A 14269-nucleotide genomic window follows, 5' to 3' on the forward strand; every position below is an offset into this window, starting at 1 on the left:
TTTTTTCACCGCGTTGGCTTGCGTTTTTGCGCAGGCTGTCCATGCAGAGCATAAGGCGTTGATGATCGGCGTCATGAACTATTCCGGCGATCAGACGCGGGATTTTGGCACGCTGGGTGGACCGGGACCGGACGTGGCCCTGATGACGCAGGTTTTTGTCGATATGGGGGTGGAGGCGGAACAGATCACCGTTCTGACCGACGCGCCCGAGTTCCTTACCACCGATGGGATCACGCCAGGTCTTCCGGATCGCGCCAACATACTTGCCGCGCTGAACCGGCTTGCTGAAGGCGCGAAGCCCGGTGATCGGATTACCGTCTATCTGGCAGGGCACGGGGCGCAGATACCCGCAGGCGCGGCGTCTGGTGAAATCGATGGCTTTGACGAGGTGTTCCTGCCTGCGGATTTCAGCCTTGGCGCGGATGGTGTGCCAGTGAACGTTATTCTGGATGATGAAATCGGGGGCAAGATCGACCAGATGATCGCGGCCGGGGCGCATGTCTGGCTGATTGCCGATACCTGCCATTCGGGCAGTTTTCGCCGCGACGCCGGGACTGATCTGGTGGCAAGGTTCGTCAACCTGACGCCGGACACGACGCCCGTGGCCAGGGCGGAGACGCTGGTCGACATTTCGCCACACGGCGCGCAGAGCACGGGGCAATTCATAGGGTTCTATGGAGCGGCTGCGGGGGCGCTGGCCTATGAGGCTAAGATCGCAGGGTCCGAAACGCCCCACGGTCTGCTGACATGGGCGCTGGCCCGTGCAATCCGAGAGGGGCGGGCCGCCACCTTCTCGGACCTTGCGCGGCATATGACGTCGACCATCTGGACGATTGGAAATGGGTGGGCCGATCCGCAATTCGAAGGGGCTATGGGCGCTGCGCATGCATTTGCGGAACGGGCTGAGGGTACGGCCCGTTTTGCTGTTTCCATTGACCAAATAATCACCGTCGCGGCTGGCCGGATTGATGGCGTAGCCCCTGGCACAGTGTTTTCCATACTGGGTCAGACGGAAATGCCCCTGTTCGAGGTGACAGTCAACGATGTGTCCCTGACGCACAGCACCGGTTCGGTTCCCGCCGGGGCGCTGCCGGAACTGGACGACAAACTGTCATCCGAAGGGTTGGATCCGACCCGTTTTCGCCTGCGCTGGTTGCAAGACCGCGCGCCTGTACTTGCGGCTGAAGTAAAGTCGCGGCCAGCGGATTTTTCTTTCTCAGTCGTGCTGTCCTTGTCCGGCGTCGATGCCGAGATGTCAGAGGACATCGCGCAGATGATCGCGGATTTGGCCCCCCGCCTGCGTCTTGAGCAAGAGCGTGGAGACCTGCGTATTGTCGCCAAAGATGATCTACTTGCCCTGCACCCAGCTGCTCCCGGAGCGCGGCAGGCGCTGACAGTTCCGGTTGATCCGATGCAATTGCCTCGGTTGCAGAACATGCTGCAGCACTATGCGAAATCGCGATCATTGGTTTCGGTCGCGCAGTCTCTGCAGACAACGGAGCTTGCCCAAAACCTGATTGTCAGCCTGCATCTGCGCGCCGGGCAGGCGGGTGAGGGCGGGGGATGCACGACCACACCCACCGCTTCGCAGGCCCCGACCCAAGGTATCCCGCATATTTTTCATTGCGACTCGGTTTCCGTCACCGTTCAAAACCGCAACCCATGGCCGGTCGATCTGACACCGCTTTATGTTGCGCCCGACAACCAGGTGTATTTCCTGTCCGGATATCGCGATGCCGCGAAGGGCGGCTGGCGTATCGAGGCCGGTGAAACAGATACCCTCGGCTATGTCGAGGCGACGCAAACGCCCGATGGTTCACCGCTTGCTACGGGGCCGATGCGTCTTGTTATACTGGCCGAGCGCGGCGTTGCGGGTGCTGTTCCGGTCGATTTCCGGTATCTTCAATCCCCTGCTGCGCCGCCCGCCACCAGATCGGCAGACCCCGCGTCCTTGACCGCGCTGCTGACCGAGGCCGGGTTTGGAAAATCCGCGCGCCGCTCGATCGGGGATACGGTCCTGCGCCAAAGCGGGGCCGTGATCATGCCGTTGAAAACGGTAGGGGAAGAAGGGATGGATCGCGTTGCTGAGTAGGTACAAAACAGTCGTCCTATGCCTGATTTGCCTGACCTCGATGGTCTGGGCCGTTGCGGCAATTGCACTGGACAGCAGGCAGAGCGCACAGATCGCAGCGGATTGGGCGGTCGAAACACGCAACCCGCATGCACTAGCCGACAGCTTGTCGGTTTTGCTTGAGGTAGGCAGCACGCTGGATCGCGAAGACCCGTTTTCCGTCTCTCACTTCGCCGATGAACTGGCGGCCATGCCCGGCGGGGCGGACCTGCTCGAGGCCATTGTTGCCTCAAAATCCCGTGGTCAGTTGGGCGGGGCGGCCCGGTTGGATCTGGAGCTTGGGCCCGGCGAGGCGCATGAGGTGGAGGTCGTGCTGGTGGGCCGTGAACTGACCTGGGTCGAGGCCCGTCTGTGGCGCGGGTCAGAGGGTGCTAACATAGACGTCGTCCTGACCGGGACCGATGGCACGGGGCTGGCCGCTGATACGCAGCCGCAGACAGGGGTTGAAGGGGTTGCCGCCTTGCTGGATGTCTGGGTCGAATCTTGCACGCGCGCCAGATTGCGGATCACCAATGCCGGGACGGGCGCTGGCCGGGTCGCGCTGTTTGTCCCACAGACAACCCGCCCGAATTGCGAGGCACCGGGATGAGGGCACGTGTCGGGCTGATAGGATGTGTCTGCGCCCTGCTGCTGTTAAGTCAGCCCCTGACGGCACAGACCCGGGTGGAGACGTTGCGCGAGCAAGCCGTTCAGGCGCTTGTCGCACAGGACTTCGCGACCGCCCGGAAACTGGCCGTTCAACTTGAGCAGATGATTGATCAGGGCCAGCGCCCAGAAGGGGCGAGCGGCGTGTCGCAATATGGTCTTGTGGCCGAGATGCTGTTCCACATGGGCGACACCGAAGGCGCGGAACGCGCTTATAAGAAAGCTGTTGGCGCGGCGAGCTCCGAAGGTCTTTGGACCAGCCAGCAGGGTCTTTACGTTCGCTACGAATACGGAAGCCTGCTGTTGGTACTGGGCCGAACTCCGGCGGCGCTGAAGGTGGGGCAGGAGTTACTGGATGATCTCGACCGTATGGGGCAACTGGCCGGCCCTGCAGGTCTGGACACCGCCATTCTGGTCGGCATGGCGCAGCAGACCACGGGCGACCCCGAGCAGGCGAGCCGAACGTTCCAAGCGGCAGTTGACGCTGCGCAGGAAGGCGGCGACAACGGCCAGAAACTCAGACTGGCGCTTGTGGGTCTGACAAGTGCGCTGACGGAACTGGGTGCATTCGAAGCGGCGCTGGGCCCGGCCCGGCGGGTTGTTGACATGGACCAGAGGCAGGGCGCGTCGGACACCGAACAGGGGCTGTACGCCCGTCTGCGCTATGGCATGGCCCTGGAAGGCGCGGGGGAGTTGACCGAGGGCCGGTCCGTCACGCAGGCCGTTTTGGACGACGCGCTGCGTAGCCTGGCTTCGGGCCATGACGTGACGCAATTCGCCCGCCGAACGCTTGAAAAGATCGAGCGTGCTGAAGGCCGTAAGTTCGCCGCGCGCGCGTTGAACCGCCAGATCACGGATGCGGCTCTCACCAGCGAGAACCCCTCCGTTCGACTGGATGCGCTGCTGAATCTGGCCGCTCACAACCTGGCCAATGGCGAGTTGGACAATTACGAAAAGGCGCTTCTGGAAGCGCTGGAATTGACAACCGAGCATCCTCAAGCCGCGCCGCCGACACGCCGGGCCGAGATTTTGTTCTCGCTGGCGGATTTCTTGGTCAGTTACCGCCTGATGTTTGCCGAAGCCAAACCGCTTTACGAGCTTTCGATCGCTATCATGACGCAGGAACTGGGGCCATATCACCGGGAAACTCTGCGTGTCAAAGCCCGCAGAATTCAGGCGAAAGACAAGGAAATTCAGGTTGCCGCGTTGCCCACTTCCGGCAGTCACGCGGTGTTTTGGGACGGAACCGACGAAGGCAAAAGACCGACGCCGGATGATCTGGAGGTATTGCGTCGCCTCGCTGATGAAGAAAGCAGGCACGGCACGCGGTTCGAAGCCTATGCCTCGCACCTCAGCTATGCGTTTTATCTGTCGGAAGCGGGGCAGTTTGACCGCGCGCTGTCTGTGATCGATGCACAAATCAACAAGCGCCGGGCAGAGCGCCCCGTGACCGACCCGGAAATCGACTACAAGCTGGCCGATGCCAAAGGTTCGGCTTTGCTGAAAAGCGGGCGCTACGCCTCTGCGGCGCAGGTATTTGGTGAGGGCGCCGATGCGCTTTTGCTGTATCTGCGCGGTCTCCAATGGCTGGAAGGACAGCTCAGCGCGACGGCGCTGAACCTGCAGGGGCAAGTTTATGGAGAGCTTTACGCCTCGGCGGTGTTGCGCGCGGCTGAAGGCGGTACATCTGCCGAAAAAGAGCGGTTGACCCAAATGGCTTTCGAGGCGATGCAACTGGCCGGATACGGCCCGGCGTCGGTGGCGGTTGCACGCGCAGCGATCCGCGAGGCTGCTGAAGACCCGGAACTCGTCAAGCTGGCGGCGGAGTGGCAGCAGGCGGTTCTGAACGCGCCCGCAGAAGGGCAGAATACGGACCTCGACCGTTTGCGATCCCGAATGTCCGCCAATTTCGCCCAGTATTTCGAATGGCAGATTCCGGCCCCGGCGGACCTGATCGACGTGCAGAAGAACCTTCTGAACCCAGATGAGGCCCTGATCACGCTTCTGACCGCAACGACCCAAAGTGCCAGTGAAGACGCGGTCAAAGGTTTGGTGCTGGCAGTTACTCAGGAAAAAGCGGTGTTGGCCGAGATACCGTTGGATTGGTCGCAGGTTGTTCAGGACATAAGCGCCCTACACCAATCGCTCGACCCGAAGGGGTCTGACCGGATGGCAGCGCTCAGGGCTCCGCTGGCGAGTGTTCAGGAGACCTCAGAAGCGGAACCAAGGCTTTCAGCGCCTTTCGCTTTTGATGCCGCGCAGCGTCTGCATGAAGCCTTCTTCGGTGAACCTGAGATCGCGGCCCTGATCGATTCCAAGCCGGTCTGGACGTTGGTGCCCTATGGCGAGACGATGGGCATCCCTTTTGCGGCCCTGATTGCAAGCGATGATCGCGCCAACGCCCCGGTGCTGCGTCGTACTGCGGAAGAACTGCGCCGGATACGGTGGCTGGGGCATGAGCGAGCCTTGCAGGTCGTTCCCTCAGTACACGCGCTAAAAGCGCTGCGCGCGGGGCGGACACAGCCACCCCAAGCCGGACGATTGGCCTATGTCGGGATCGGCGCGCCAGAGTTTTCCGGTGCGCAATATGCGGCCTTGCCCAGCACGGATACGGTCATGCTGCGGTCTGCTTCCGAGCGGATGAAAGCGGTCAGTGCTTTACCGGCCTTGCCCGGAACCCGGCGTGAAATAGAAACCTTGGCCGACGTGTTCGGCATTGGCCGCAGCGAGGTCCGGCTGGGTGCAGCAGCGAACGAGGTTCAGATCAAGGCGCTCAATGACGCAGGCGTATTGGCGCAGGCGGATATTTTGCACTTCGCAACGCATGGCCTGCTGTCCGGCGCGTTCGAGGGGTTGTCGGAACCGGCCTTGGCGCTGACCCCCGATTTGACTGCGAGAGACGATCTGACCGGTGATCGCGATGGTCTTTTGACGGCGTCCGAGGCCGCCCGGCTGAACCTGGATGCCGACTGGGTCATCCTTTCGGCCTGTGACACCGCAGGCGAGGACACGCTTGGTGGTGAAGGGCTGGGCGGGCTGGTTCAGGGGTTTTTCGCGGCGGGTGCGCGCAACGTGTTGGCCTCACATTGGCGGGTGGATGATCAGGCGGCTGAGCGGCTAATTACCCGCACGGTCGGCCTGTCGCAGACCGGGACAGGCAAGGCCGAGGCGTTGCGCCGTGCTATGCTGGAACTCTCAGAAGATCAGACGCGCGATCAGTCTTTGCTGACCAATGCGCACCCGTCTGTATGGGCCCCGTTTCTGATGATTGGCGGCGGTTGACCGTGCCCCAAAGGAAAATGGCCAGCCCGAAGGCTGACCATTATGCAACGTCTGTCGATACCGCTTAGTTCTTCGGCGTCAGGGCCGGCAGCGTGTTCGAAACCGGTACAACTTTCGGCAACGTATGGTTGCCACCATTTGCGCGCTGGCTCTGGACCTGCAACGCGGTGCGGATGACCTGAATGCGCTCGGGCGTCGTGCTGGGCACGAAGACCGGTGTTGCGCCGCGCTCAAGCGAATCCATCGCGTTCACGTACCAAGGTGTTGCCGCTGTGGCAGAGGTCTGTACGCCAAAACCTTCACGCAGATGGTGCCCGACCAGTTCGCCGTAAGGCTCGTTCCCGGCTGCCATCATCGTCAGCGCACCCGCCAGAGCCATTTCCGCGTTGTCGAGGCGATAGCCGATGCCGATACAAATCTGCCCGTAGACGCCCATCGTCGCAGGATCGCTCAGGCCCAATTGCTGTGCTGTGGACTGAACGCTCGGAATGATCTGTGCCGGAGCGGCGTTTCCAAGACCTGAAATCGTGTCGCCAAACCCTGTGGCAATCTGTTCGCACAGCGCGGTCATTTCATTTTCAGAAACCGCATATTGCGACGCTACTGTGCCGCCCTGCGTGATCGCAAATCCGCGCGCTTCGCAGAACTTCTCGCTCAGCGCCTGGTTGGGGTCTGTCATGTTGGTTGCCTGAACGACGCCGCCCTGAATGCGCGTGGTCTGATCCACCAACTCGCAGCGGGCCGCCGCCGAGGCCGCAACCTGACCCAGAGGCTGCAACGGTTTAAGCTTGGGCACCGCGCCACCGGCATTCCCGATCACCTGACCGCCCTGAGGCTGCGGCGCTACGGGCTGGACCTGAGGCACCTGCGTCTGAGGCTGAATGGCCGCGTTCTGAGTCCCATTGTCGCCCCAGCGGTTGATCGTACCTTCGTTGTTGGCACCGTAATTTGTGCCCACCAGATCCCCATACCGCGCCGCATAGTTCGGATCACGGCCAATATTCAGCAGTCCACGCGGACCTTCAGCGGCCATGGTGCGCGGATAGGCACCACCGGCACCGGCCTGATATTTCTGCCAGCCGTCGATCAGGTTCTGGCGTTCCCAATCCGACAGTTGCCCGGTCTGCGGGTAGCCCATGTATCCCTGATAATCCCGGATCGCCGCACGGCTTCGGTTCCCCATCACGCCGTCAACGGTACCTGCATTCCAGCCAAACCCGTTCAGCGCGGTTTGAATCTGACGGTTCTGCTGACGTGCCGCAGAATTAACGGTCGCGCGGGGCTGAGTACGGGTTGTCCGCTGTCTTTGCTGCTTGCCCTTACAATTCAGGGCACCCGAGGCACATCCGATAATGGCCGCCGCACCCGCGCCGATGATAACATCCGCAAGATCAGCCTGAGCGCGACTTACTCCGGTGGTGATGAACATGGAGGCCAGAAGCGCGCCACCGATTGATTTACTAACAAACTGAAACCGCATTTCAGTTACCTCCATACCAAATACGTTGCACCGTAATATTTACGTAAACATGTGATTCAATGCATGTTACAAAAAATGTCACCGCATTGCATCCAACCATTTCTAGCGGGTTGTTTGGCCCAGGCAAGGTTCCTGGGCCGATTCCGTCATTTAAGCCTTTGTTAAGAAATTGAAAAAACACGCTCTCGATGTGTGTTTCCCTGGTGTGCTCACGCGTCCGTGATTCTTGTTAGAGTTGGTTTTGAGGGCGCGACATTCGTTAAAAGGGAGTCGGCGGCAATCTGAACTGAGGTCTCAAAATGATTCGCATCGGCGCAGGGCATTGCGAAAAACCAACCACTTACGTGGCTTGACCTGCGCTATTGTATCGCGATCTGCAGTAGTTGGTCTTTTTCCATGTCCGGAGACTCCAGATACACGCCCATGTCGTCCCAGAACCGGTTGAGCATGTCCAGAAGCTGAAGCTGCTCAGCCTCGGCCAGGTCCTGCGCCAGCACCGAATAGGCGGTCTCACGCATCTCGGTCTCAACATCTGATCCCAGCGTTTCTAGTGCGGCCCGGTAAGACAGCAGATACGTGTCGCGACTGGCCCGCAGCGCGTCCAACCGGTCGAGGTTCAAGTTCAACGTCTGCATCAACTGCGCCCGTTGATCGCCCACCGTGACCTGCACAGTGTCCAGCAGCCTGCGGCTGTCACGCTCCAGTTGCCGGATTTCCCGGCTGCCCTCGATCAACGTTTCGACAAAAGCCGCGCCGCTGAGCAATGTGGACTTGGCCGCCTGGGACAGGGACTCAGCCGCCTCTTCCCGCGCGATGCGGAATTCCAGTTGCAAGTCCCCCAGTGCCGAGCGACGGCGGGGGTCTACTTCCTCTTCCAGCAGCGCTTTGAGCGTGGACAGCGGATCAGCCTCGGACTCTGTTGACCTGTCAGCCTCCTCAGTCCAGCCGGTGCGGATGGCGTCATACCGGTCTTCCGAAACAACGGTTGCGCTGATCACCAGCCGGACGCCGAAATACTCTCCGGCCAGCGCTTTGCCGGTCAGGTTGCTGAACATCGGGTATTCATTCCGCCGCGCCGTATAAATCTGGGCGTCCTCCTGATCGACCGAGCCGCCCCGTGTCACAACCCCGCCGGGCTGGCCGTGGGTGCGACCGATGGCGTTCAGGCGGAAGGGCTCAAGCATCAGTTCCTCGGCATTTCCATAGATGTCCAACAGACCAAGCGGGTTCGGGGCGCGGCGCGCGCCGATGATCGACAGTTTCTTGCTGCCGGTACCCGGCGCAAGATAGACCGCATAGTCCGTCAAAGACCCTTCGGAAAAGAAGCGCCGCGCCGCAAAGACCGAGGCATCCGCCTTGGCCCCGCCACGGGCGGCGAATTCCCATTCCGGCTCGGTCGGTAGGCGCAGAAACCCAATCCTGTCCCCTTGTTTCGGCAGGCTGTCGCGCGCGTTCTGCATCAGCCATTCGGAATAGGCGCGCGAGACATCCACCGCCTGAAACCAAGTCAGCCCGCCTTTGGCACGGGCGTCAACGGGTTTGAAACCGCCCTCACAGTCGCCGTTGATGGCGCGGTATTGCCCTTCGTTCAGTTCATAGCGCGCGATGTAAAAATAGCTGACCTGAGTTTCCGGGTCGTCGAAAGCACCCCGCAAATATGTGGGCTTCAGATAATCCGAGAATGCGGTATCGGCATCAGACTGCCCCATGCGGAACGGCCTGTCGGACAGCGGGCTTGCAACATCCACAGGTACGTTCACGCGTTGAAACGCCATCCCGCCGCCGCAGGGCATGGGCAGGATCAGGTCCGCCGGGCCGTGGAACTTGCTGGAGGGGTCCGTCAGAAGCTCGGGCCATTGCCCGTCATTTGCCAACGCTGGCGCGCACCAGGTCAGGAATAACCCGAGGCAGAAACGAATGGAAACGGGCAACTCGGGGCCTCCTTCAACCAGCAGTCCGCATGAACCGCGCTGGTCAGTTTTGCACAAATCGGTTGAACTTCAACCGACAAGATCGGGGCATTTCGGTTGACTGCGCGGGCTCGCAGGCCGGTCGCACTCTGCTTTTGCGTGCATTCGAACCGAGACTGTTTCGCGAAACGTTAATTTTTGTTATCGTGAGCAATTATTGTTCAAATTTTTTGGAGCACATTATGCGAGTTTACGAAGCAGTTGTCGCTGCTTTAGAAACAATTGGCGTTGATGCAGCGTATGGCGGCGCGGGGGAGAACGCGGCCGGGATGATGCTGGCGCTGGATGCTTCTGACAAAATCCGACCCGTTATTGCAAAGAACGAACAAGGCGCGTCCTTCATGGCCTGCGGTCACGCGATGTTCACCGACAAGCTGGGTTTCTGTTTCGCAACCGCCGGGCCGGGGGCGTTCAATTTGCTTTCGGGCATGTGCGTGGCGCTGACCGACAGTTACCCATTGCTGGCCGTCAGCGGATATTCGACGGTCGCCTGGCAGGGGCGGGGCGGGCTGAACGAAACCTCGGGGCTGGCGCGCACACCGGATTCGCGGATGATGTTCCGTGCCGCAACCAAGAAAGACCCGGCCACGGGCGAGCCCGCTGATTTTCTGGTCACGGATCCGGACGATCTGATGGACACGCTGCAGAAAGCCATCGACATCGCGTTTGAAGGGCGGCCCGGCCCGGTGCATGTGGCAATCGCCGAAGACATCACTGACCCCAAGGTCGAAGTTACCAATTTCCGGCCACTGCGCCTGCCGCAGATAGGTGTCACCCCTGAACCCGCCGCGCTGGACAAGGCAGCAGAGGTTCTGGAACACGCGATCAAGACCGAAAAGACCGTGGTGCTGCTGGCTGGATTTGGCGCAATCCGGGCCGGGGCGAATGAGATCACCGAAACATTCATCGAACGGTTTCAGATCCCGCTGCTGACCACGATGGACGGCAAAGGCATCGTGGATGAGGAGAACCCTCTGGCCATCGGCCTTTATTGCGATTCCGGCCACAAGGCGGCGTGGGAACTGTTCTCGGATGCGGATGTGGTGCTGGCGGTTGGCAACTCGTTTGCCCAGCACGCCACCTTTGACTTTCACGACGGACTTTTCGACGGCAAGACGCTGATCCACGTCAACATCGACGCCGGAGAGTTCGACAAGTTCTACAATCCCGATCACGTGGTTCTGGGTGATGCCAAGCAGGTGATGCAGGGGCTGTATGACCGCATGGATGCGGATATCGGCCCGGTGCCCAAGCGCGACTATCGGCCCAAGGATTATGATGAGCGGTTCATCATCTCTCCGCAGAAACAGCTGCATCCGGGGGAGATGGTGCAGAAGATTTCGCAGATGCTGCCTCCGGGCGGGATCGTTCTGGCCGACGCTGGCGCGCATGCGGCCTGGGCCGGGTACTATCTGGAACTGAAAGAGGGACAGAACTTCCGCAAGCCGGGCACCTATGGGCCGATGGGGATCGGCGTCTGCGGGGCCATCGGCGCGAAGTTTGCTGAGATGCACCGTCCCGTGGTGGCCGCCGTCGGCGACGGCTCGTATCTGATGAGCGGGTTCGAGTTGATGACCGCCGTGCAGTACAACATCCCGGTGATCTGGGTCATCTTCAATGACCGCGAATTCAAACTGATTAAGCTGTATCAATTATCGGCCTTCCGGAAGACGGGATTGGTCGAATTCGACAATCCCGATTACGCCGCCTACGCCCGCGCCTGCGGGGCCGAAGGCTATGCGGTGGACCGATTGGAAGAGTTCGAAGACGCGTTCCGCACCGCGCTGGCCAGCGGAAAACCCTGCCTGATCGACGCGCGGATCACGCGTCTGGCATTACCCAATTACTCACCGCATCCCGAGGGCGTGCTGGCCGCGATCTGGTCAGGTGTGCGCGAACGGTTTGGATTGTAAGCAGGAGGTTCCGATGGACGGCAGCCCGAAAACACAGCCGAAATGGCGCGAGGTTTATGTGGGCGGATCGCCCGAGGCCGAGTTGAAGGAAACCAAAGAGCTTGCCCAGATGATGATGGCCGCGCAGCTCAAATCCATGGCCGCGGCCAAGGCGCGGGGCGTGGATCGGGCCTTTCACAAGAAGCCTATTGCGGCGTTCAAGGGGGCCGAGTTGCGCTTTGTCGAGGACCTGCCCGACGACCTGCAGGTCGGTTTCGCCCAACCCGGTGCGTGCTATACGGCGATGGTGCGGTTCTCCAACGCCTCGTCGCAGACACAATCCGATGAGGACAAAGACTTGCGCGGTCTGGCCGTCCGCGTGACTGAGTCCGAAGGGGTGGATCACGACCTATTGGCCACCAACTTCGCGGTCCCCCATGCCCGCAATGCGCGGCAGTTCGTGGTCTTCGCCCACGCGCTGGCCGGCGGACGGCTGTCGAAACTGGTGGGGTTGGTGCGGCTGTGCTTCGTGCTGGGCCTGTCGGAAACGCGCCGGATGCTGGGCAATGTCCGCACCGCGTTACGGGAATGCGAAAGCGTTGCGTTGGAAAGCTATTGGAGCCGGGGCGCGATTGCCTGGGGGTCCGACGCCGTGCGCTACACGTTCAAGCCGGCGCCCGGGACCTCGGGGTTTCAGGGCGCGTTCACCGGGGCAGGGCGGCTATCGGCGGAATACGCTGCGCGGCAGGCCAGCGGAGATATCACCTTCGATCTGTTTGTGCAGCGCTTCTACGCGGAAGATCAGACACCCATCGAAGACGCTGCCCATGAATGGAGCGAGATGGTATCTCCCCCGGTCAAAGTGGCCGAGTTGGTCCTGCCGCAGCGCGATCTGTCAACGCCCGACGCTCTGGCCGAAGCGCTTGAGATCGAGCGAATGGGCTTCAACCCGTGGAACACAACCGATGAGTTCCGCCCGCTAGGCAATCTGAACCGGGCGCGGAGGGCGGCGTATGATGCCTCGGCCGCGCATCGGCAGGGCAAACGCTTCAAGGCCCCGCCGCCGCCGTTGCAGAACCGGATTTTCGGCACTGCTGCGCGGTCGATCCTGCGGGTGGTGAACCGGCGGGTGCCGTGGCACCGGATTCCCAGCGTGTTGTTGCAGATGCTGAACCTCGACGCGCTGCGCCATGACTTGCGGCAGAAAAGCCTAATCGACACCGACCCGGAAGAGCCTGTGCCAAGTACCCGCGCGGTGCCGCCGGAACCCAAAGCAGAACACCGGGTCTACCGCACCCATGACGGCAGCTATAACGACCTGTCCGATCCGCAGATGGGCGCGGCGGGAGCCACGTTTGGCCGCAATATGCCGCCGCAAGTGCAACCCGACGGCAGCCCCAATCCGTATGAGGTGGCGCGCAAGTTGATGGACCGACAGGCCTTTATCCCGGCCAAGATCCTGAACATTCTGGCCGCCTCGTGGATTCAGTTTCAGGTTCACGATTGGGTGGCCCATGAACGGCGGAAACTGGGCGAGGACGACGATGTGGTGCCTGTGCCGGACGGTTATCCCGACTGGACGAACTCCGTCGATGGCAAGCCTGAGCGCGAGATGCGCATCGGCGGCAATGTCCCGAAAGAGGGGGCGGATGATCCGTTCCTCTTCGCCAATCAGAACTCGCATTGGTGGGATGGCTCGCAGGTTTACGGCATCAGCACCGAGGCCGCGATGGAACTGCGGGACGGGCCCAAAATCAGGCTGGATCAATTTAAGGACGGTGAGTACCTGCCTGAGAACGTTCACGGATTTTCCCTGACTGGCTTCAACGAAAGCTGGTGGCTTGGCCTGTCAACGCTACACACGCTTTTTGCCCGCGAACACAATGTGTTGTGCGATGAATTGAAGGCGGCATACCCGACGATGGATGATGAGCGCGTCTATCAAACCGCGCGGTTGATCGTGTCGGCGCTGATCGCCAAGATACATACGGTGGAATGGACACCTGCGGTTCTCGGGACCGAGGCGCTGGATATCGGCATGAAGACCAACTGGTATGGCCCGCCGAAATCCTGGCTCACCCGCCTTGGTATCTGGCTGACCGACACCCATGCGTTGAAAGGCATCCCCGAGACCGAGCCGGATCATCACACTGCGCGCTATTCTCTGACCGAGGAATTCGCCACAGTCTACCGGATGCACCCCCTGATCCCGGACGACTACATCTTTTACAATTTCGAAACCGGCAAGGAAAAGGCGCGTCGCAGTTTTCTGGACATTCAGGGAGAGCAAACGGACGAACAACTGCGCGATTTGGGTCTGCGCGATTGTCTTTATTCGCAGGGCATCGCACATCCGGGTGCAATCACCCTGCACAATTTCCCGAAAACCCTGCAAAACATGGAGCGTGAGGGTGAGATCATTGACCTCTCGGTGGTCGATATCGTCCGAACCCGCGCCCGCCGGGTGCCTCGGTACAACGAATTCCGCAAAGGGCTGCACATGCCGCCGGTGACCGAGTGGGACGACCTGACCGCGAGCCCGGAAACCAACCGTATCTTGAAAGAGCTGTATGGCGATATCGACAAGGTCGATACGGTGATCGGCCTGCTGGGCGAAACGCCCCCGGACGGATTTGGCTTCTCGGACACCGCGTTTCGGGTGTTCATCCTGATGGCCTCGCGCCGGTTGCAGTCGGATCGGTTCCTGACCACCGATTTCCGGCCCGAGATCTACACGCCGCTGGGTATGGATTGGATTGCGCAGAACGGGATGAAATCGGTGCTGTTGCGGCACTTCCCGGAATTCGCGCCGGTGCTGCCAAAGAACGCCACGGCCTTTGCACCGTGGTCCGTCGTGCAGGAGGGGTGA

Annotated in this window: 7 protein-coding genes; 5 read left to right on the top strand and 2 right to left on the bottom strand. The window is 61.0% G+C overall.

The features are described 5' to 3' along the window. Positions 1-61: 61 nt before the first annotated feature. From ACR0JN_RS03255 to ACR0JN_RS03265, 3 genes are read left to right on the top strand one after another with little or no spacing between them, the layout of a single operon-like run. Entirely contained in the window at positions 62-2092 is a 2031-nt protein-coding gene (locus ACR0JN_RS03255) for a caspase family protein (RefSeq protein ID WP_480884191.1), read from the top strand. Continuing rightward, positions 2082-2720, top strand: coding sequence for a hypothetical protein (locus ACR0JN_RS03260; RefSeq protein ID WP_480884192.1), 639 nt, complete (start codon positions 2082-2084; stop codon positions 2718-2720). Before ACR0JN_RS03255 ends, ACR0JN_RS03260 begins: the two co-directional genes overlap by 11 nt. Continuing rightward, entirely contained in the window at positions 2717-6058 is a 3342-nt protein-coding gene (locus tag ACR0JN_RS03265; RefSeq protein WP_480884194.1) for a CHAT domain-containing protein, read from the top strand. Before ACR0JN_RS03260 ends, ACR0JN_RS03265 begins: the two co-directional genes overlap by 4 nt. A gap of 64 nt (positions 6059-6122) precedes the next feature. On the opposite strand, the gene ACR0JN_RS03270 is transcribed toward ACR0JN_RS03265, so the two are convergent. Both ACR0JN_RS03270 and ACR0JN_RS03275 read right to left on the bottom strand, forming a co-directional pair. Then, positions 6123-7538, bottom strand: coding sequence for a peptidoglycan-binding domain-containing protein (locus tag ACR0JN_RS03270; protein WP_480884196.1), 1416 nt, complete (start codon positions 7536-7538; stop codon positions 6123-6125). Positions 7539-7897: 359 nt separating this feature from the next. Continuing rightward, positions 7898-9469, bottom strand: coding sequence for a formylglycine-generating enzyme family protein (locus ACR0JN_RS03275; RefSeq protein WP_480884198.1), 1572 nt, complete (start codon positions 9467-9469; stop codon positions 7898-7900). 221 nt (positions 9470-9690) lie between these two features. On the opposite strand from ACR0JN_RS03275, the gene ACR0JN_RS03280 reads away from it, so the two are divergent. Further along, on the top strand, positions 9691-11421 hold the full coding sequence (locus tag ACR0JN_RS03280) for a thiamine pyrophosphate-binding protein (RefSeq protein WP_480884200.1): 1731 nt from the start codon (positions 9691-9693) through the stop codon (positions 11419-11421). Between the two features lie 13 nt (positions 11422-11434). Continuing rightward, positions 11435-14269, top strand: a complete 2835-nt coding sequence (locus ACR0JN_RS03285) for a peroxidase family protein (protein ID WP_480884202.1) — start codon at positions 11435-11437, stop codon at positions 14267-14269.

It is taken from the genome of Ruegeria sp. G12 (genome assembly GCF_056533565.1).

Excerpts from the sequence above, each read along its gene's own strand:
- ACR0JN_RS03285 (WP_480884202.1), top strand. The coding sequence starts at position 11,435 with ATGGACGGCAGCCCGAAAACACAGCCGAAATGGCGCGAGGTTTATGTG.
- ACR0JN_RS03270 (WP_480884196.1), bottom strand. The coding sequence starts at position 7,538 with ATGCGGTTTCAGTTTGTTAGTAAATCAATCGGTGGCGCGCTTCTGGCC.
- ACR0JN_RS03265 (WP_480884194.1), top strand. The coding sequence starts at position 2,717 with ATGAGGGCACGTGTCGGGCTGATAGGATGTGTCTGCGCCCTGCTGCTG.
- ACR0JN_RS03280 (WP_480884200.1), top strand. The coding sequence starts at position 9,691 with ATGCGAGTTTACGAAGCAGTTGTCGCTGCTTTAGAAACAATTGGCGTT.
- ACR0JN_RS03255 (WP_480884191.1), top strand. The coding sequence starts at position 62 with ATGATCGGCGTCATGAACTATTCCGGCGATCAGACGCGGGATTTTGGC.